The organism is Fibrobacter sp. UWB10 (assembly GCF_900182935.1).
Lineage (GTDB): Bacteria > Fibrobacterota > Fibrobacteria > Fibrobacterales > Fibrobacteraceae > Fibrobacter > Fibrobacter succinogenes_O.
Map to the genome: position 1 here is coordinate 960,614 of NZ_FXUE01000001.1, position 19,945 is coordinate 980,558.

A 19,945-nucleotide genomic window follows, 5' to 3' on the forward strand; every position below is an offset into this window, starting at 1 on the left:
AAGTTAGCTAGAATATACAAAACTAGACGCGAAAAAGGCCACCCTCAAACGGGCTACCTCCACGACTATCGAGATTTTCAGCCGTAAAATGCCTTCACCAGTTTCGTCATGCTATCGTGATCCTTGACAGCCGTCATTTCACGAATGCTATGCATACTGAGCATGGGTTCGCCAATGTCCACCGTCGGGATTCCAAGAGAAGCCGAAATTGCAGGGCCAACCGTCGAACCGCAAGGCATATCGTTACGCATTACGAATGTCTGGTACGGAATATTATTTTGTTCGCAAATCAGTTTAAACTGAGCATTCGAAAAGACATCGCTTGCATAGCGCTTTTGCGAATTCACCTTCAGAACAACTCCCCCGCCCAAAACAGGAGCATGGTTAGGTTCATGCTTTTGCACAAAGTTCGGATGGCAAGCGTGCGCCATATCTATGGACAGCGCAAAGCTAGAAGAGAGCGCGCTCGCAAGCTCGCTACTGGCAAAAGTCGAGACAGACTCCAGCACACTCTTCAAGAAATTGCCGGCAGCACCTTCGCGAGTTTCGGAACCAACTTCTTCGTTATTGAAGAACGCCGCAACGATAAAGTCCTTTTCAAGCGAACCAGCCTTGGCAAAAGCCTCTGCAATCGCATGGCAACTGCTCAAGTTATCAAGCCTGCCCGAATAAATCCACTCGTTTTCAAAACCGCCAAACTGCGCAGGTTGCGCATCAAACAGCTGGACATCGAAATCCAGAAGTTTCGCACCCGCAGGCAATTCCACCGCCAAAGCGTCTGTAAAGTTTTCCTTACCACCGACGGCGGTCCAAAGTGCATTCAAGTCTGTCTGCGGGTTAACTTTAAGACCGTCCTGATTCACGCCACGATTCAAGTGCACAGCAAGCTGCGGAATACGGAATAACTTATCGCCTCGAATCAACTTGGTCTCAACCTTTCCATCAAGCTCATAGGCCAGCAAACCCGCATAACCCAAATCTCGGTCCAGCCAGCTCGTAAAAAGCGGGCTTCCGTATACCTCGGGATGCAGCGTACGCACACCCGCAGCAAGGCCATCAGGGTTCGGAGTAATTCTCAAAGTCGGGAAATCCGTATGCGCAAGGGCAATCCTAAACCGCGAGTCCGAACAAACTTTCTTTGGGGTTCGCACGGCAATCAAAGCACCACCACGTTCAAAAAATTGGGCATTTTCGTCACATTCAGCCCCCAAAAGCGCCTTCAGGGTCGCAACAGTATGGTACGGAGTCACCGATTTATTCAAAAATTCAAAGTATTCCATGCTCTAAAGATAGATATTACAACGATTTACAACAATTTTGCGTGAAAATTTTTACCAAGTGATTTTATTATTACATCTATAATCTATATTCTTGACATGGCATTTAAACCATTAAAACGAATCAACTGGATGGAAATTTCCGGCCTTCTGGTCGGTGTCTTCTTTACCGTTGCCGTTATGGTTTTTGGCTTTGTACTTTATTGGAAACTATTCTCGTCGCACATGATTGGTGTCGAGGAATACCATCTGCAAAGCCGCTTCGAAAAAGCTTTCGGCCTACACATAGGCACCCGCGTTCAGATTAGCGGCGTGGACGTCGGCCAGATTGACAGTATGGAAGTCAAAGATTCTGGCGTTGTCATGCATTTCCTTATCCGTACACAATACCAGAACCTGATTACTGACAGCGCCCAAGTGTTCGCCATGCGCGACCAGAACATGATTTCGGCACGTATCATCAATATCGACATCCGCAAAAAAGGTAAAGTTCTTGAAGACGGAGCATTCCTGCCCCCCGGAGAAGCTCAAGATATCGAAACCGTTATCGAAACCGCCAACGAACTCTTAGGACGTGTTAACAAACTGATTGATGCCGCAGATACTATTCTCGGCATGGCCATGGATACGGGAACAACTATTGGCGCCCTATTTGGTTCCAGACTTTTGTATGACAACTTGAACCGACAGCTCACACGCTTGGACGACATTACCTACCAAGGCAAAAAAGTTTTGTACCAGGCCTCGGACTTGTTCGACACCATGCAATACCACATTCCCATCTTACTTGATAAAGTGGATACCATTGCATCGGATGTATCTGGCTTAATGGGAGATATCAAGCCCCTGCCGCAAAAGGTGGACAACCTCATGACCGGCGTCGACAAGATGATGGGCAAGGTCGACAATACGTTTGGACGTGTCGACGGGCTCCTGAACGAAGTAAGCCTTGTGACTTCGGGACTTTCAGACTTCATGGAAGCAACCGAACAAACCTTGCAGAATGCAGACGACTTGATGGCAGGCGTTTCGAACATGTGGATCGTCAAGCGTTCCATGCCTAACAAAGATTCCGTTCCGTTCATTGTGGAGACGCTATGGTAAGCAAGTTTAAAATTGCCATAACGACTTTACTTGCCGCAGGCGCCATTGCTTCGGCTTCGGATTCTGGCGTGTATTCTTTCCGCGCCCAGCGTTCTTTCGACAACGGAAAATTCGCCAAAGGTTACAACCAACTTGAACGCGCGCTAATTGCAAGCCGCAAAGAAGCAGACCTACTTTCAGAAGGTCGCGTGCTGATTGCCATGGCACAGATTCGTACCATGAGCCTCGACTTGGATTTTGCAGATTCGCTCTTGACCGTTGTCCGCAAAGAAGTTCTCGACAACAACACGATGGTGCAATTTTCCAAAGCAAAGATTGCGCTCTTGAATGCACGCAATAAATTCAACGACGCTGTAAAAGCTTGCGACGCCATCGATGAAAACATTCTCAAGAAAGCCGACGAAACCGCACAGGCTGCCTTCTATGGCGAATGCGCTATTGCCCAAGCCGCCACACGCGACTCCCGCGCCCAAGAATCTTTAAAGATGGCAGGCAAACGTTCTGACAAAAAAGGCGGCTTTTACGCCTTTACCGCCGCACGCATGGCAGACCTTTCCGGCAGCAGCGAAGCAGATTCCCTCTACCGCACCGCCGAAGAAAAAGCCATCAAGGCAAACAAGCCCTACAACACGGCAACCGTTCTTTACTACCGTTCACAACTCAAGAGCACCTCTAAAAAAGAAGCAGCAGATTTAAAACTCCGCTGCAAGAATGCCTTTGAACTGATGGGCCTCCCGAACAACGCCAAGCGCTGCGCGGAGTAAATTCTGAATTCAGATTTCGGAATTCGGATTTCGGAATTCGGATTTCAGAATTCGGAGCCTATGTCATTGGGCAAGGCGCATGACTACCAAGGTGGGGGTCTCCTTTTTTATATGACGAGAAAATTCGTATTCGCGCATTATTTTGCAAAAAATTCCTTGTGTAGTAGTCGAATGAAGCGTTCTGCAATTTTATTAAATCGAAAGTAAAATACAATGTTGTAAGAAATAAGTATGAATTATTTCTTGTTTAATTTGTTTTTCTTGAACAAAATAAAATAAATTGTGAAACAAGATAACAAATTTCAAAAATCGCGAAATATTTGAATGAACAATCTTAGCCTTATCCTCAATACCTATTTTGTCGATGCCGATTTTGACGAGATTATACATTCTTTCTGGAAACTTCAAAATTCTGCAAAAATCGGCATGGACGAAGAAAATTTTGCGAAGCGTTTTCTAAAACAGGAAAAAGCTTATGGCTATGATGTTGTAAAAAACATTAATCAGTTTGCTATGGATTGTTGGATAACGGACAAGAACGGGAAGAAAAACGTTTTCAACATTTGTGCCAAGGCGGCCGAAGATATGTTAGTTTACGAAAATGACGAACCCGTATGCCGTCAACAAGAATATTTGAGGTGGAATGAAATTTCAAGAATTGTAGGCGAAGATTTGTTAATTCTTTCTCATTTAGCAAAAAATATTTCTCGAACAAAAATTCATTCATTTGCTTGGAAACCTTTCATCAAATCCGATTCCATAACCATAAACAATATTCTAGAAAAAGGACTTCACGAACTTCATTCACATATGAATGGCGCGTCGCTCAACTTTGATATTAATTGGCTAGGAATAATGAATGCCGCCGAGTTCAATTCAAGCGATTTAAAAAAAGTATTAAAAGCTGGTTTTTCGACTGAATTGATGAATGCGGAAAAAGCGATTGCAATTCGACTATACTTGTATTCAAAAACAAATGGAATTACTAATATCGACAAGAAACAGTTATTCTCACTTTTGAAAAGCAATAATTTTTTAGAAATCCAAAGTCAACTCACGGACTTTAAACGCAGTATTCTGATTCAGAAACAAAATAGTTTTAAATTTGGGAATGGCAGAATTGATTACGCTATTCCCAAATGCATAACTTCTAAAGATACCTCGCGTTATTATAACGTTCCTTTAATTGGCGAACGAAAATTTTTATACGATGTCCTGCAAAAAATTTACTTTCCAGAATCTAATGACAATGAATACGGCGATCTTCTTTATGCGTATATCGTTGCAAAAAATAATTTCAGGAAAGTTATTGTTCAATACGATCAAATTAAAGGTTTTGGCTATTTTGACAAAATTCAAGATCGCAAAATGCTCCTTAAAGAAGGATCCATTTATGAACGTTTAAGCCCTTACATGGCCGTACATAACGTCGTTTGCAATCAGCCTATAAAAAGCATGGAAATGCGAATTGCTCCCAAAAAAGAATCTCAGGAGCTTTTAAAAGCCGTAAAAAGATATAACCGAAACGTAAATGAAGACAGCTTTCGTTTTTTTCAAAAAAGCAAGATTCAGGAAGGTGTCAAGTTAGGCTACATCCTGCACTTTATCAAACAAGAAGATAAGGAGTTAAATAAATTAAAAAAAGAAGACTGGTTCAATGGCGATTTGTATTGCCGTAACTACAAGGTCCGCAAAATTATTGACAAACAGGCGAGGGCAATTGAAACCCTAATTAAGGAAAGCAATCCCTATGTTATTGGTGGATATAAAAAGAAAAAAAAAACTCTTTTTAAGAACGCAAACCAAAATAATAACGTTCTTTGTCGCATAGTCGGGATAGATGCTGCTAATTCCGAATTTTTCTGTCGCCCAGAAGTCTTTGCTCCTGTTTTCCGACGTCTAAAACACGTCAATCGCCGAACACAACTAGATTTCCTAATAGAACACACCGATGCCCAACTTGGACGCACCTTCCATGCAGGAGAAGATTATTATGACATTGTTGACGGTTTAAGAGCCATCGACGAATGCATTACCTTTATGGAATTTGGAGAGGGAGACCGTATAGGCCATGGAGTCGCTCTTGGTACGAATGCAAAAAAATATTACGAAAATCGCCAAAATAGAATTATTTTGCCCAAACAAACATTACTTGACAATATTGTGTGGGCATACATAAAAATAGAGGAATTCGGTATTGAGGACCGAAGTGGTTTGAAAAGACGTCTTTTTGAACAATTTCATGAGTTGTATCGTGAAATTTATGCAGATGTTATAAAAAATGACAAAAAAATGTACCAATGCGTAAGCATTTCTGACTATTATGATTCTTGGAAACTAAGAGGTGATAAACCTAAATTCAATTCTAAAAGCCGCTATTTTAAACCATACGAGCAAAGAGTTGCAAACGGTTTAGATGAAATACGAAACACCCCAAAATTAGAGGGACTTTTCCGCGCATATCATTTTTCAGGACAAGCCAAGATAAAAGGAAACGAGAAAACGGAATATCGTCTTGAAGAAAAAGATTTTAAAATTATCGCAGAGCTTCAAGCAAATATGCGAAAAACTATTGAAAAGAAGCATATTTCCATAGAAACGAACCCGACATCGAATCTCCAAATAACAGATGTTGAGATGTATTGCGAGCATCCCGTTACTGTTATGAACGACACTTTCCTATCAACAAATCCAAAGTCCGCAATAGACGTATCCATTAACACAGATGACCAAGGTGTTTTTGCAACATCTCTTGAAAAAGAATTCACCTTGATGGCTCTCGCTCTAGAAAAAGAGACAGATGCGGATGGAAATCCAGTCTACAAGAGAACCGACATTTACCAATGGCTAAATATGATCCGCGCATCAGCAGAACCAAGAAGTTTTTTAGCATAGGAGTAGAACATGAAACCGGATTTTTCTCTACCATTTAATACATATGATTTTTTTGGTTATTTACTGCCAGGGACATTATTCTCATTAGGATTAGTGGGTATATTTAATGAGGAAGTTTTAAATATCCTAAAAAACAATCATATTCAAAATTTGCAGCCATATTTTGCCATTATTTTAGCACTAATTGTTTGCGCCGGATTATATTTCGTTGGCCAAATTATTGGTTGTATAGGACATATAATCTATGATAGATTAATTGTTCGAAATATATTAGGATACCCATTTTATACTATTCTAAATTGGAAACACAAAATGAATGAGATATTCCCATGGTTTTCTCATATAGTCATATTAACAAGTCTGTTCCTTATTTTATTTCCTTTTTTTATTTACACATCTATCATTCCAATTTGTTTTTGGATAATTTTTTCCCTTGTACTGTTTTTAAATAGGGAAAAATTAAAAAATTACAATCAAGACAACAAGAAAGAATTTGCTAAAGCATGCTTAAATAAACTTTCCAAAACATTCTGTAAGCTTACCGCAACCGATTGCAAAGTCAACGACAGTTTAAAAAAATTGTTTGAAAAAAAATTAGATGATCGTCTTCAACTAAAAGAAGATGATTTTCAAGAATATAATTCTGATATTTATTGGATTACATATATTGATTTAATGAAAATGAAAAATACATGTCATGAAAGAAAAATCAGCAATTGGTTGGATATGTATGGTTGTTTGAGAAATTACAGTTGCGTATTCCTTCTTTTAGCCGTCATAGAGTCTTTGCATTTGTGGAAAAATGTTTTCGATTATGGTTCGGGTAGTTTAGACGGCCGCAATTTATTCGTCTTGGTGTTTACGTTATTTTTTAGTCTTATTCTTTTTATGCGGTACTGGATCATGTATTATTCATACTATTCCAAATACATTATTCGAGCGTATGCGTTAGAAGATTTTAATTCGAATGAAAACAATTAAACAAAATAAAGGATTAAAGTATGTCTGAAAAAAAATTTAAGTTCTACATTGGCGACGAATCTCGCGTTGTAATCGAAGATATTGATAAAAGAAAGGAATCAATATTTAGCGAAGTATATGCCAAAACCTTTAAAGTTATGAACGACACCCTTGGCCTCATCTTATCCGACAAGAACCTGATAAAGAAAAAGAATCAAGAAGATAATACATGTCCTAGCAACATATATGCTTTTGTCGGGGATCGCGGAACAGGTAAAACCTCATGCATGCGCTCTGTCGCAGAAATGCTCAAAAGCAACAATTCTTTTGGCAAGCTACTCCCTAATTTTAGTGAAAAAGAATTTGAAGTTTTAGATTCAACCGACCCTTCTTTTTTCACTAACGATAGAAATATTTTAGACATTTTCATAGGAAGACTTTTTTCCAAATTTAAATACTATGTTGAAAAAAATGGTTCCGAAAAAGAATATGAAAAAAATGAAGTTTTCAAAGCATTTGAATGCGTAAAAGAATCCTTAACACGAATGAGTAAAAGGAACTTATGTGATGATGATACTGTTGATCAATTAATGGGATTGAGCGCTTCTGTTGAGTTACAAAACAATATACATAAATTAATCAATCTGTATTTAAGCTACATCAATAAAGATTTTCTGGTCATTCCTGTAGATGATATTGATTTGCATACCATTTACGCTTTTGATATGGCGGAACAAATTCGAAAATATTTGACACAAGAAAATACTGTTATCTTAATGGCGCTAAAAATCGAGCAATTGGAATATGCTATAGAAAGACATTATTTGAGGCATTATAAGGATATGATTGAAAAAGGATTTATTGATGGAACGAAGATATCCGACATGGCTTCAAAATATATGATAAAACTTATCCCACAAGCTCATCGATTTCCCTTAAAATCAGTCGAAGAACTTGTAAATGAGCCTGTGGAAATAATTGAAAACGGGAATATTATCCCATTTAAAGAATCTATTTTGAAAGATATTATAACAGCACTTATTTTTAAAAAAACTCGTTATCTATTTTATCATTTGCAACGAGGAAATAGCCCTATTATTCCTCACACGTTACGAGAAGTCCGTCACTTACTAGATTTTTTATATAGAATGCCTGATTATAATGAAAATGAGGACGGCAACTATAACAAACGGCAATTTGAGGATTATTTCTTTAACATATGGATTCCTCATAATTGCGGGGCTTACAATAGTAGCATTCTAGTAGAATTTTTTAAATGTCAAGAAATTGCTTCTTTCAATAGAAATGTTATTCAAAATCTAAAAAAAATATTTTTTGGTGATAATGATAACAATAGGGTCTCTCTTTATAGGACCATGATTGACGATGATGACGATGATGGAAATAACTTACACAAAATTATAAATGGATTAAACAATGCATACAATATTTCTATTGGAGATGTTTTCGCAATCATTCGCTATTGTGAGAATGTCTTTACGGATAAGTCTGCGTTTTTCTTTGCTTTGAAATTTATATATTCATTGAAATTATATAACAGTTACAATAGACTTGTTGATGAAGTTAGTGAAGGATGTTCCGAAAAGGAAGGCCTAAGAAAAAATTTAGCTAGAGATAGATTACCCGATTATAAAATACTTGTTGGAGGATCGTTCTTTAATTTTGATAAATTAAATGCGAATAATAGTACGAATCGTTTCGACTATAGGGCTATTAGTATTTTCGAAATTAGAAGTAAACTTGATTTATGCGTGGGAAAAATGCATGAAATAAAAAATGAAGATTTATTCCACGTGATTGAATTTTATGCTCTTTCGTTAAGCCGTAAATATTATTGGGAAAATGAAGCCTCTTTTAGAAAGTCAGAAGATTTTATATATGATAGTAAATACGCCATTGACGATTACGCCATCTTTGATACATTCAGCATATTTGCAAATATAACTGATGTGAAAAGGTGTTATGAAAAAATTAGTCCAATCTTGTGGGAAGCTGCTAAAAAAGAGACAAATAATTCCCTATATAATAAAATAAAAAAATATTGTGAGAATGATAGAACATCTCAAAATCCATTCCTTTCTTGTTGCTGTATTAGAAATGTTGACATTCTCGATAGTTTAGATGTATCTTTAAGAAAAATAGAACCGTCCTATCAAGATGAATTTATTGATAAAACATTTCTTGATTATCAAGTGCATGATGAACTTTGTTACAATTTAATAACTGATGCTTATGCCATAATAGCATCTTTTTCTAAAAAAACATATGATTTGAATAATAATGGAGAGTATTTTGAAATAAAGTTTTTGTTTGGGCCGGCAATATACGAGTGTCTTGTGCAAAAAAATGATAAAGATGAAATTGTCGGAGGAAATGAGAATTTTAAGAAAGAGTTTTTAAAAATTTATTCTGGAACAACTTTGGTAAAACAAAAAATAATAAATAAGATAAGCGAAATTTTAAAAGGAAAAATAGAATCAAATCCTGAAGTTCTTGATTCTAGAGGTGCGATGAGCTCGCTAATACAAGATATTCCTCTTCGCAGAAGTATGCCTGCATTGAAGAAATATATTCGAGAAGACGTGCCTTATTTAACAAGACTTCGTTCCATTGAAGCAAAACGAGACCGATTTGTCAATGATGTTGTCGGATTCCTTCAATCCCTCCCCGTAATAGACTAAAAACAAAACTCCTATAGAATTTTAATTCGATAGGAGTTCAAATATTGTATTCCCAATGTTAGTGCATTGGAATTTTAATTTTTTAAGGCAACGGAATCCGCAATTACTGTGGAACCCGCAGCCGTCTTGGCTTCTTCAACAGCCTTCTTTTCGTCTTGAAGCTTTTTCATGGCAAGCAGTTCACGATAGACAACTGCCGGATGGATTTTGCCATCGGCCATGCCATCGACGAGTGCTTTGATTTTCTGGTAATCTTCGTTCTTCTCTAGATCTTCGCCGAAGAGTTTGTAACCGAGCAACTTGGTAATCTTTGTGTAGAAGCTCTTGCGGAACTTCTTGAAGCGCGGCTGCATCACATCATTCAAGATTGTTTCGAGTGCGGTTTCCGTCTGCATGGAATCCAGTTCGAAACTGCGGTAAATCGTGCGAATGTGATCGGGAATGGTCGTATCCGGGCTATCGAAATACTTGCGCATCACGTTAGCAGCTTCAGTCCTGTTCGGGTAAGGTCCGCGAGCAAGGCGAAGCGCATAGTAAAGCGACAGGCGCCAATTCTCGGGGTAAACACGGCTTGCGCGACGCAGCACCGAGAAGTCAGACGTGTCGGGAGCATCAACCGGAGTCACACCACCGACAAAGTAATACGGCGTGTAGAACAGGGAATCGAGACTGGTAGAAAGTTCAGCCACGTGACCGAGGTAAGCATATTCCCTACCCGTCAAGTAGCTTTCGCCAAGTTCAGTCAGACCCTTAATCCAGAAAAGCCCTGCCACCGATGCGTCATGCCCTGCAGCCACATAATGCACCGTCGATGCCTTCGGCAAGAACGACTCGTCGAAGTTCGTACCGGGAAGCGGCTTTGCGAAATGGAAAGCCGCTGCGACAATCGCGATAGCAACGATGATGGCTGCAAGAAAACGCATACTTAAATCTGGCAGGCCTCTGCGAGTTTTTCGAGAGCGTCTACACAATCGCTTGCGAAGTTTTCAGGATGACCGCTGCGCTGGTAAGCAAAGTTCAAACCACTGGAGCTGTTGAGCACGTGGAACTTGCGCTTGCCACCGCCGTTGGCGATAGCCGTAAGCACGGTCTTTGCGTCACCGCCCTGACCGCCCGGAACACCAGGAATAGACACGCCCGGAATCAGGAACGGAATTTCGTGCTTGTGAGCAACCGTGTAAGCGGTAATCTTTTCGAGTTCTTCAGGATGCGTTGCACCGACAACGGCACCGAGGTAGCCGAGGTTAGCATCCCATTCCATAATCTTGTCTGCTACGGAATAGAAGGCTTCGGCAACATCGCGCGGGTCATCGCCACGGACAACCGGCAAATCCTGGAAGTCATGGGCACCCTTGTTGCTCGTGCGGAGCAAAACGTAAGCACCGTTTTCAGAATTTTCGCGAATGAACGGGCCCACGGAATCGGCACCCATCCAAGGAGAAACCGTCACGGCATCAGCCTTGTACACATCGTAAGCGGCGGTTGCGTAAGCAGCGCTCGACTTACCGATGTCACCACGCTTGGCATCCAGAATCACGGGAATACCAGCACTACGGTAGTCGGCAATCAGCTGCTGCAGCACGAGCATGGCCTGCACGCTCACGCATTCGTAGTAAGCGCTATTCGGCTTCACCACGGCGGGCGTCACGTTACGCTTGAGGCAGCTTTCCAAAATTTCAGAATAAAAACGCTTGATCTTGTCTTCGGCGCTACCTTCGGGGCAGCACGGGTCGATCAACTTCATGACCGGATCCATGCCGAGGCAAATCGGGTTACCGCACTTAGCGATACGTTCTTCTAAGCGAGCCTGAAAGTTCATTACTTAAGGTCCTCTTGAATCTGGGCTGCTTCGTAGCTAAGGATACCGTGAGCAACAGCGACGTTCAAGGATTCGAGCTCGCTGCTCATCGGAATCTTCACCGTTTCGTCGGCAAGTTCAATGAAGTACGGGTTGGTGCCTGCACCTTCGTTACCCACGAGGAACGCCATCTTGCGAAGCTTGTTCTGCGGAATCTGGCGCAGGGACTGCTTGGCGTGCAAGTCAGTTGCAATGATGGTGTAACCCTTGCTGCGCAAGAAGTTAATCTGGTCAACGAGATCGACATCGAATTCGAAAGGCACGCGGAGGAAGGTGCCCGAGGAACCGCGCACAACCTTCGGGTTGAACGGGCTCACGGTGCCGCGGCCAAGAATCATGCCGTCGGAACCAAAGCCGAGGCTCGTGCGGAAAATCGTTCCGAGGTTACCTGGATCCTGCACGGCGTCCACGAGCGTAATCACGCTGCGGCTCGATTCATAAACCGGCTTCTTGCTTGCAATGCGGGCAACGGCAATCACACCCTGCGTGGTCATGGTCGAAGACAGACGCTTCATCTGTTCGTCGGTAAGCACATTCAGTCTGATTTCGGCTTCGTTAATTTGTTCAACCAAGGCTTCGTCGTTAAAGGATTCCGTCACATAGACGCCCATCACGAGTTCGCGATGGTTGCTCACGAGTTCCTGCACCACATGCACGCCTTCGCCAAGGAACTTACCTTCGCGTTCGCGGCCCTTTTCGGTCGTAAGAGCCAAAAGCTTCTTGTACCAAGGCGGATTGAAGTTGGAATCTTCAGAAGCTTCTGCCTGAGCCACGCGGGCTTCGAGTGCGGCTTCGTCCAATACTTCTTCGACTTCTTCCTTCTGTTCTTCAGGGCGCTGGCGGTAAATCGGAGCGCCGGCAGATGCAAATTCGCGGCGCGGGCGACGGTCGCCACCAAAGCGACCCCTATCCCCCGAGCGTTCACCAAACGGACGGCGACCTTCGCGGCGACCAAAGGAGCCACGGTCATCACCGTCGCGACGCGGACGGCGTTCACGGTCAAAGCGGCCTTCGCGGTCACCAAACTTCTTGTCGCCAAACTTGCGGTCTCCACGGTCGCCCCTGCGATCGTCGAAAGAACGGCCACCGCGTTCATCGCGGTCATCGTCACGGCGCGGACGACGTTCAGGCTTTTCGCTCACTCCGAACTTACGGTCCAGAGTCATCTTTACGGTGCGTTTTTTATTTTCTTCGCTCATACTTTTTCCATGATTTGTTTGGCGACGGATTCTCCGTCAATTTTCAAAAGCTTGAACAAGGCAGGAATTTCGCCCTGTTCCACAAAATGATCCGGCAAGCCAAAGCGCAACAGGCGCTTATCGGTGTAACCGAGATCAGCAATGAGTTCAGCCACGGCTGAACCGAAACCGCCCACCAACGTGTTGTCTTCGAGCGTCACGATCGTCTTGTGAGCATCAAAGAGCTTGCGGTAAGCTTCGGTATCCAGCGGCTTGATAATGCGAGCATCCACGACTGTGGCGTTCTTCCCGTTTTCGCGGAGAACGGCAGCCGTCTTCTTGAGTTCGTTGGTCATGAAGCCTGCACCCAAAAGCAAGATATCCTTGCCTTCTTCCAAAACCTTCGGGAGCTTCACGTCCACGGTTTCGGGAGCGGGTTTCAGGTGTTCTTCAAGGGCGGTCCCGCGCGGATATCGGATCGCGACAGGTCCCTTCATGTCGATAGCCGCGCGCACCATGTCGCGCAGTTCGTTTTCGTTGCTCGGCGCCAAGATGGTAATACCCGGCACCGTGCGCAAGAATGACAAGTCGAACGCGCCATGGTGAGTCGGGCCATCGGCTCCGACCAGGCCCGCTCGGTCAAGCACCATCACCACATGCAAGTTCTGCAAGGCGATATCGTGCATAATCTGGTCATAAGCGCGCTGCATAAAGCTTGAATAAATCGCAACCACCGGAACCACGCCATCGCAGGCAAGGCCCGAGGCAAAGGTAAGCGCATGTTCTTCGGCAATACCCACGTCAATCACGCGGTCAGGAAGTTCACGGGCCACAATGTCCATACCGCAACCGGTAGGCATCGCAGCCGTAATGCCGATAATGCGGTCATCTTTCTTAGCGAGTTCAAGCAAAGTATTTCCGAACACATGCGTCAAAGACGGGTTCGGTTTTCCCGGAGAAAGCGGCAATCCACTTTCAGGGTCGAAAGGTCCAATGCCATGCCACTTGGTCGGGTTCTTGACGGCCGCATCCAGGCCGCGTCCCTTCTCGGTCAAGATATGCACTAGGCACGGGCCCGGCTGTTCCTTGACGCGCTGCAACAGCATAATGAGTTCGTTAATGTCATGGCCATCGATCGGGCCAAAGTAACGAATCCCCAAGTCTTCGAAGAATCGGCCCGGCTTCACCACCGTCTTCGCGGCATTTTCAGCCTGCAAGAACAAATCGCGGAAACGAGAACCCAAAATGCCCGGAAGACGCTTCATCAAGCGATCCAAGTCCGAACGCATCTTGTTGTAGACCGGGTCCGAAATCACGCGGTTCAGGTACTTGCTGAAGTTACCCACGTTCGGAGCAATGCTCATCTTGTTATCGTTCAAGATGATGGTCATGTTCTGCTTCGAAAGTCCTGCGTTGTTGATGGCTTCGTAAGCCATACCGCCCGTCATGGAACCATCACCGATAACAGCCACCACGCTGTTCTTGCGCTTAAAATGGTCACGGGCAACAGCAAAGCCAAGTGCAGCCGAAATAGAGGTCGTCGCGTGTCCTGCGCCATAGCAGTCGTATTCGCTTTCGTTCCTCTTCAAGAATCCGGAAATGCCACCCTGCTGGCGAAGCGTCTCGAAGCGGTCGAAACGACCCGTCAAAAGCTTGTGGACATAAGCCTGGTGCCCTACGTCCCACACAATCTTGTCGTCAGGAGCGTTGAACACATAATGGAGAGCGAGCGTCAGTTCCACCACACCCAGGCTAGAAGCCAGGTGACCGCCATGCTTAGCCACTTGACCGATGATGGTCTCGCGGATCTGCGACGCCAGGTTGTAAAGCTCCTCGACAGAGCAATGCTTTATGTCCTGGGGGGACTTGATATTCTTAAGGTCCATTAGTTAACCCTGGTAATGATGAATGCGGCAATGGAGCGCAGAATCTTGGTGTCGCACTTCAGGCCATCCAAAGCCTTGAGCGATTCCTGATACAATTCATGCGCACGCTCGCGGGACTTATCGAGACCCACGAGAGCCGGGTATGTTGCCTTACCCTTTTCGATGTCGGAACCGGCATCCTTGCCCAGTTCTTCGGTCGTAGAAACAATGTCCAGAATGTCGTCTACAATCTGGAACGCAAGGCCAATGGAACGGCCGTAATTGCGAATAATCTTAATGTCGTCTTCGCTTGCGTTTGCAAGGCGGGCACCCACTTCCAGCGAGGCTTCAATCAAGGCAGCCGTCTTGTGGTAATGGATGTAGTCGACAATTTCCAGGTCCACCTTCTTGCCTTCGCATTCGATGTCGATCATTTCGCCACCGATCATGCCGTAGGTGCCAAGCAAGTGAGCAAGGACTTCAATTGCCTTCGCGTTGCCGGTCTTGCCCATCAATTCAAAAGCGAGAATGCAAAGAGCATCGCCTGCCATCACAGCGGTAGCTTCGCCGAACTGCTTATGGCTTGTGGGCTTACCGCGCCTAAAGTCATCGTTGTCGATGCAGGGCAGGTCATCATGAATGAGCGAGAAGGTGTGGAGCATTTCGAGGGCGCTCATGGCGTAATCTACCGATTCGCCCTTGCCACCGAACATGTCAAATGCAGCACGTACAAGTGCCGGACGGAGTCTCTTGCCGCCCGCAAACATGGAATAACGCATCGCCTCGTGGAGCCTTTCCGGACGGTCGGCTACGGGCGGCAAAAATTCTTCAAACTTCTTTTCCGCTTCCTTAGAGATGCGGGACAGGTAATCGAGGGCAATAGCCGCTTCTTTTTCAAGGGTTTCCATATAATCCCAAAGATACTTAATTTCGTGATTGTATACAAGACTAAACAGACCGAAACAAGGCCGCAAGACGCGAAAAAGCACATAAAAAACCGCCCTTGCAAGGCGGCTTTTACTTGTAAGAAAATTGTATTTGTTCCTTAGAACAAGGCGCCGTACAGCGTCACGTCATCGATATAGAATTCGGTGCCGTCCTGCGGGAAAATATGGAGCTGCTTGACCAAGTACTTCACCCCACTCCAAGAGGTAAAGCAGGTTTCCGTCTTTGCATTTCCGACGCAGAGTTCTGCCGGATTCACGCTAATACGTTGCCAATCCTCGGACAGCGGCAACCATTCGGTAGCAGCCTTCAAGCTCTTGTTATCGTTGATGTAGTTTTCAAGCGAAAGACGAATGTTTCCATCGCCCTTGGCGTAGAACACCACAGAATCGATAGCAGAGAAATTCATCTCGTGTTCAAAAGTCGTACCGACAAGCACCCAGGCGTAATCGTCATCGGCAAGCTTGTATTCGCCATGGAACACCTTGGACTTACGAGTCGAATCGTACACAATGCCGTCAGCCACATTCTTTGCCGAAGGCGTGAGCGTCGTGCCCTTATATAGCGGGTCCGTATTCACATACCAGCTCTTGATTCCATCTTCGAAATCCTGAAGCACCATGACCGGGTTCGAGAACTTAGTGCTATACGGGTCGGCAATAGTTTTCCACTCTGCATAAAGGGTGTTGGCACTATCCGGCATCACAAAGTAGATGTCGAGCGAATCCTTCGCCGGTACGCTGGGCAACACGTAGGAACCAGCATTATTTGTCTTGACCAACAAATCGAGGCCATAAACGCCAACCCACAGGAATTCTTCGCCAGTACGGAGCGTTACTTTGCTCGAAATAGAGGCGGTAGCTTCCAAGCGGAGCGTGTCAAGCTTAGCAAGATCCTTGGCATTATAAACCTTGGAATAAGCAAAGCCATCCTTGGTAATCGTCAAGCGATATTCACCCTTTTCAGGCCATTCCATTTCGAATCGGCCGTTCTTGTCGGTACGCAAGTCAGATTCCACCATCGTGTTCTGCACGGCGTATTCATCGACCTTGGCATCGGCAGCACGCAGGGCAACCGTTGCATACGTTGCCGGAGTGCCGTCCTTAAGCAGAGCCAAGACTTGCAACAACTTTTCGGGTTCAACCGTATCTTCTGGAAGAGAATCTTCAGGAACCGAGGTGCGGTAATCCAGCATAACCGATTCCATCGGAGTAACAAAGATGTTCTTTTCGCCCAGACTCTTGTTGTATTTTTCGTTTTTGAAGTACAGCTGCAGGGTATCGTTTGCCGGGATAGACGACAGAGCAAACCAACCGGTTTCATCGGTCTTCACCAGGACATCGGTACCCACAATACCTACCCACACCGCAGACGAACCTTCCGGAATATCTACGACACCGGCAAGAACTGCCGTCGGTTCAAGGCGCACTGTATCGGGCTTTTCCGAAACGCCAACTTCAGCAAATTCGCTACGGGTCACCACCTTGGAATAAGCCACACCATCGTGAGCCACCGTCAAGCGGTACTTACCGTCGGCAGGAATATCTACCTTGAAGTTACCCTTTTCGTCGGCATAGGCATCAGCAACGACAAGTGCATTCACTTCGATTGCAGCAGATTCCTGATAGTCAACCTTACGGAGAGCCACTGTAGCATAAGATGCCGGCTTACCATCAACAAGAGCAAGGCCGTTGGTAGTAATGCTACCCGGACCGCCAGCGACTTCTTCATTGGAACAAGCCACAAGGCCCGCTACAGTAAGCGAGAGCAAAGGCAAAAGAAAGAGCGATTTTCTCATTTTTCTTTCTCCTTTTCCTTTAGAGGCTTGGTAAACGCTAACGGGAACATCTGGATGTTCAACTGGAATACAGTATCGTCATCCGTCCCTTCTTGAGATAAACGTAGTAAATCTTCACGGAAAGCGTTAATCTTTTCGCGCAAGAGTTGGATATCGTCCATGCAAAAAGTCATGGTAACCGTGCTGATATCCCTCAAAAACGGCTGATGTCTGTCCAGGGATTCGTCGGCGAGGCGGATTGTTTCGTGCTGGAAAGCACGTACAGCCTGAGAACGCCAGTTTCCCCCCGTCGAGACAAAGGTGTCGTTCACCTTCCAGTATCCGTCACGGTCGGTTGAAATCATATTGAGGTCCGCAAGCAGCTTCACGGCATCGCGGGCTTCTTTTTCGGTGATATTCGGGGTGCAGCTTTCAGCCAAGCCCTGGTAGTCATCCTTGAACTTGCAAATACCAATCACCGAACGTATTGCATTGTAATACCAATGGCGGTAGAACTCCAGTTCCTTCTTTTGCAACAACTTAAGAGAAACACCTTTCAAGGCCTGCATACGTTCATAGTGTTGCAGAGCATCAGCGTCAGTTTTGGCGCGGCCGAAATACACCATTTCGGCCCAGTAATCGGCTTCTTTACCTTCAAGTTCAAAGAATTCTGCTGCGGGCTGTATCAGACTAAGAGGCAAGTGAATCTTGCCCTGCGATACGCGAAGAAGGTTACCCGGATCGGCCCCCATTTTCATGGCCATGTAACGCCAAGAAATGACAGTCTTCCGCTGCTTAAAATCTTCAAAAGCATCCCTTAACCACTCGCGATAGTCCGTATATTCAAAAATCTTCTTCATAACAATAAAGATAAATCATTGACTATCAAAAGCCTATGCTGTAAAATCAATCTCCGTTGTGGAACTTTACAACGATTTTAAGGTCCTGGTCGCAGGTTGCAACCCAGCTACATTCGGGGGTGTCAGCTATAGATAAATCCTTGCAAATCCCTTCAAATTTAAGGATTTCAGGGTTTTCGGGACTGCGACTGTAGGTGACCTTGTAGCTCAGTTCGCCGGCGGTAGAGGCCTGCACCGGTGGTTCGGCCATCAAACGCGCTGTGAGCAAAATCACACAGTCGTCTTTGCGGGGCATTTGAGACTCGTCTTCACCCTGAGCCAAGACCCAATGCATCTGAAGAGGCCTGAAATCGGCTTCAAGCTCCTTCTTGACGCAGCTGGATAAAAGGAGAGCGATCGTGATGAAAACAAAAGCGTGTTTTAGCATCCTTTCGTCTCTCGTCTGTAGGGCGTAGCCCGTTCTCTCGACTACCTAGTATGGCGGAACGTCGCGCTCGTGACACGGTTACGGCCGTTTTCCTTAGAGGCGTAAAGGGCCTTGTCAGCACGTTCGAACAGGCGCTTCGGGTCTTCGCCGGCAATCATTTCGGCAATACCGAAGGAGCAAGTAATCTTTTGTTGCTTAATGAGCTGCGTATTTTCGATTGCCATACGGAGCTTTTCAGCAAGGAACTGAGCATTCTGGATCGGCGTATCACCGCAGAGAATCACGAATTCTTCGCCACCCCAACGCACCAAGGCGTCGGTATTACGAATCTTGCTCTGGATAAGCTTCGCGAGGTTCACCAGGACTTCGTCACCCACCATGTGGCCGTAAGTATCGTTCACATGCTTGAAGTGGTCAATATCCAGAATCACGAAGGACACCGGGCTATCGTTCTTGCTCAGGTTTTCTTGTTCGCGCATGAGCACGCTGCTAAAGCCAGCACGGTTGAGGCAACCCGTAAGCGGGTCTTCCTTGCTGGACTTTTCGTATTCGCTCTTCTCGATTTCGAGAGCGCGCAAGTTCTTTTCGAGTTCTTCACGCTTTTTCTTGCTGGCCGTACGTTCACGGCTGTAGTCAAAGAAGCGGATCATCAAAATCACGAAGAAGGTAATGAACCAGAGGGCAACAAGTGCCGTCGAAAGTTCAGCCTTCGAAATCTTCTTGCCCTTGAAGCAAAGGCCCTTGATTTCAAGCGTTCCGTAACCAAGCGGAGCGTTCGTACCCGTCTGGATTTCAATCAGCGGCACGTTCGACAGGTCGACCCTCGCATTGTGGACGTTAATTTCGTTCTGGGCAACCCACCAACCGGCCACACGGAATTCCTGCGGCACAAACACAGCCGGGTAGGTTTCTTCAAGCGGGAAAAATTCAATTTCGTTGAACTTGAGCGACAGTTCGTCGTCGGGGCGCGAGAAAGTGCTATCGTAACCGCGCATGTAAAGACGTACAGTTCCTTCACCACGGGGCTTCACCCACACAAAGATACTGTCGAACTTGGACAGGTCCTTACCACGGGTCTTGCCGTCACCCAAGAAAATCTTGACGCCCACATACGGGTAGGCATAGCCTTCCTTGAGTTCGTAGTCCACAATAATGGAAGAATCGGTACGGGAAAGCTTAACTGCAGAAGCACCACCATCGGCAGAGTCCGTCTCGGCAATGAGGTACGGATAATCGTGCAGGTACAGGGGCTCAATGACGTCTAGACCATTCTGATGCGCAAATAGTGCTATGACCGTAATAGCCAAAAGCACAAAAATCAGAATATTCATCC

15 protein-coding genes are annotated in these 19,945 nt (G+C 45.0%); 5 read left to right on the forward strand and 10 right to left on the reverse strand.

The features are described 5' to 3' along the window. Positions 1-77 precede the first annotated feature (77 nt). Entirely contained in the window at positions 78-1,280 is a 1,203-nt protein-coding gene (locus tag QOL41_RS04000) for a M18 family aminopeptidase (protein WP_283428751.1), read from the reverse strand. 96 nt (positions 1,281-1,376) lie between these two features. Between QOL41_RS04000 and QOL41_RS04005 the strand changes: the two genes are divergently transcribed. The 5 genes from QOL41_RS04005 (at position 1,377) to QOL41_RS04025 (ending at position 9,702) form a co-directional block, all read left to right on the forward strand. Then, complete coding sequence (locus tag QOL41_RS04005; protein WP_173653293.1) at positions 1,377-2,381, forward strand: MlaD family protein; 1,005 nt, start codon at positions 1,377-1,379, stop codon at positions 2,379-2,381. Next, entirely contained in the window at positions 2,375-3,145 is a 771-nt protein-coding gene (locus QOL41_RS04010) for a hypothetical protein (RefSeq protein ID WP_173653292.1), read from the forward strand. Before QOL41_RS04005 ends, QOL41_RS04010 begins: the two co-directional genes overlap by 7 nt. A gap of 324 nt (positions 3,146-3,469) precedes the next feature. Next, positions 3,470-6,040: an amidohydrolase family protein gene (locus QOL41_RS04015; protein ID WP_283428752.1), complete on the forward strand. Its 2,571-nt coding sequence runs from the start codon at positions 3,470-3,472 to the stop codon at positions 6,038-6,040. A gap of 9 nt (positions 6,041-6,049) precedes the next feature. Beyond that, positions 6,050-7,021 carry a hypothetical protein gene (locus QOL41_RS04020; protein WP_283428753.1) on the forward strand — a complete coding sequence of 324 codons (972 nt, stop codon included), beginning with the start codon at positions 6,050-6,052 and terminating at the stop codon, positions 7,019-7,021. Positions 7,022-7,041: 20 nt separating this feature from the next. Next, the gene (locus QOL41_RS04025) at positions 7,042-9,702 is read left to right on the forward strand and encodes a P-loop NTPase fold protein (protein ID WP_283428754.1); all 2,661 of its coding nucleotides are present in this window, start codon (positions 7,042-7,044) and stop codon (positions 9,700-9,702) included. A gap of 74 nt (positions 9,703-9,776) precedes the next feature. Here the strand turns inward: QOL41_RS04025 and QOL41_RS04030 are convergent, their stop codons facing one another. The 9 genes from QOL41_RS04030 to QOL41_RS04070 form a co-directional block, all read right to left on the reverse strand. Then, positions 9,777-10,625 (reverse strand): hypothetical protein, encoded by an 849-nt coding sequence (locus tag QOL41_RS04030; RefSeq protein WP_283428755.1) that lies wholly within the window; start codon positions 10,623-10,625, stop codon positions 9,777-9,779. A gap of 2 nt (positions 10,626-10,627) precedes the next feature. Further along, the gene (gene pyrF / locus QOL41_RS04035; protein WP_283428756.1) at positions 10,628-11,521 is read right to left on the reverse strand and encodes an orotidine-5'-phosphate decarboxylase; all 894 of its coding nucleotides are present in this window, start codon (positions 11,519-11,521) and stop codon (positions 10,628-10,630) included. Continuing rightward, positions 11,521-12,759 (reverse strand): TrmH family RNA methyltransferase, encoded by a 1,239-nt coding sequence (locus QOL41_RS04040; RefSeq protein ID WP_283428757.1) that lies wholly within the window; start codon positions 12,757-12,759, stop codon positions 11,521-11,523. The genes pyrF and QOL41_RS04040 overlap by 1 nt, the downstream gene beginning before the upstream one ends. Then, positions 12,756-14,624: a 1-deoxy-D-xylulose-5-phosphate synthase gene (gene dxs / locus QOL41_RS04045; protein WP_283428758.1), complete on the reverse strand. Its 1,869-nt coding sequence runs from the start codon at positions 14,622-14,624 to the stop codon at positions 12,756-12,758. The genes QOL41_RS04040 and dxs overlap by 4 nt, the downstream gene beginning before the upstream one ends. Next, complete coding sequence (locus QOL41_RS04050; RefSeq protein ID WP_283428759.1) at positions 14,624-15,511, reverse strand: polyprenyl synthetase family protein; 888 nt, start codon at positions 15,509-15,511, stop codon at positions 14,624-14,626. The genes dxs and QOL41_RS04050 overlap by 1 nt, the downstream gene beginning before the upstream one ends. 137 nt (positions 15,512-15,648) lie before the next feature. After that, complete coding sequence (locus tag QOL41_RS04055; RefSeq protein ID WP_283428760.1) at positions 15,649-17,346, reverse strand: carboxypeptidase-like regulatory domain-containing protein; 1,698 nt, start codon at positions 17,344-17,346, stop codon at positions 15,649-15,651. Then, on the reverse strand, positions 17,343-18,185 hold the full coding sequence (locus tag QOL41_RS04060) for a TIGR02147 family protein (protein WP_173653284.1): 843 nt from the start codon (positions 18,183-18,185) through the stop codon (positions 17,343-17,345). Before QOL41_RS04060 ends, QOL41_RS04055 begins: the two co-directional genes overlap by 4 nt. Before the next feature lie 46 nt (positions 18,186-18,231). After that, positions 18,232-18,612 carry a hypothetical protein gene (locus QOL41_RS04065; RefSeq protein WP_283428761.1) on the reverse strand — a complete coding sequence of 127 codons (381 nt, stop codon included), beginning with the start codon at positions 18,610-18,612 and terminating at the stop codon, positions 18,232-18,234. 41 nt (positions 18,613-18,653) lie between these two features. Then, positions 18,654-19,943: a GGDEF domain-containing protein gene (locus QOL41_RS04070; RefSeq protein ID WP_283428762.1), complete on the reverse strand. Its 1,290-nt coding sequence runs from the start codon at positions 19,941-19,943 to the stop codon at positions 18,654-18,656. Positions 19,944-19,945: the final 2 nt, after the last annotated feature.

Bases quoted from the DNA above. Each gene is read 5' to 3' on its own strand.
- QOL41_RS04000 (WP_283428751.1), bottom strand. From the start codon at position 1,280: ATGGAATACTTTGAATTTTTGAATAAATCGGTGACTCCGTACCATACT.
- QOL41_RS04005 (WP_173653293.1), top strand. From the start codon at position 1,377: ATGGCATTTAAACCATTAAAACGAATCAACTGGATGGAAATTTCCGGC.
- QOL41_RS04010 (WP_173653292.1), top strand. From the start codon at position 2,375: ATGGTAAGCAAGTTTAAAATTGCCATAACGACTTTACTTGCCGCAGGC.
- QOL41_RS04015 (WP_283428752.1), top strand. From the start codon at position 3,470: ATGAACAATCTTAGCCTTATCCTCAATACCTATTTTGTCGATGCCGAT.
- QOL41_RS04020 (WP_283428753.1), top strand. From the start codon at position 6,050: ATGAAACCGGATTTTTCTCTACCATTTAATACATATGATTTTTTTGGT.
- QOL41_RS04025 (WP_283428754.1), top strand. From the start codon at position 7,042: ATGTCTGAAAAAAAATTTAAGTTCTACATTGGCGACGAATCTCGCGTT.
- QOL41_RS04030 (WP_283428755.1), bottom strand. From the start codon at position 10,625: ATGCGTTTTCTTGCAGCCATCATCGTTGCTATCGCGATTGTCGCAGCG.
- pyrF (WP_283428756.1), bottom strand. From the start codon at position 11,521: ATGAACTTTCAGGCTCGCTTAGAAGAACGTATCGCTAAGTGCGGTAAC.
- QOL41_RS04040 (WP_283428757.1), bottom strand. From the start codon at position 12,759: ATGAGCGAAGAAAATAAAAAACGCACCGTAAAGATGACTCTGGACCGT.
- dxs (WP_283428758.1), bottom strand. From the start codon at position 14,624: ATGGACCTTAAGAATATCAAGTCCCCCCAGGACATAAAGCATTGCTCT.
- QOL41_RS04050 (WP_283428759.1), bottom strand. From the start codon at position 15,511: ATGGAAACCCTTGAAAAAGAAGCGGCTATTGCCCTCGATTACCTGTCC.
- QOL41_RS04055 (WP_283428760.1), bottom strand. From the start codon at position 17,346: ATGAGAAAATCGCTCTTTCTTTTGCCTTTGCTCTCGCTTACTGTAGCG.
- QOL41_RS04060 (WP_173653284.1), bottom strand. From the start codon at position 18,185: ATGAAGAAGATTTTTGAATATACGGACTATCGCGAGTGGTTAAGGGAT.
- QOL41_RS04065 (WP_283428761.1), bottom strand. From the start codon at position 18,612: ATGCTAAAACACGCTTTTGTTTTCATCACGATCGCTCTCCTTTTATCC.
- QOL41_RS04070 (WP_283428762.1), bottom strand. From the start codon at position 19,943: ATGAATATTCTGATTTTTGTGCTTTTGGCTATTACGGTCATAGCACTA.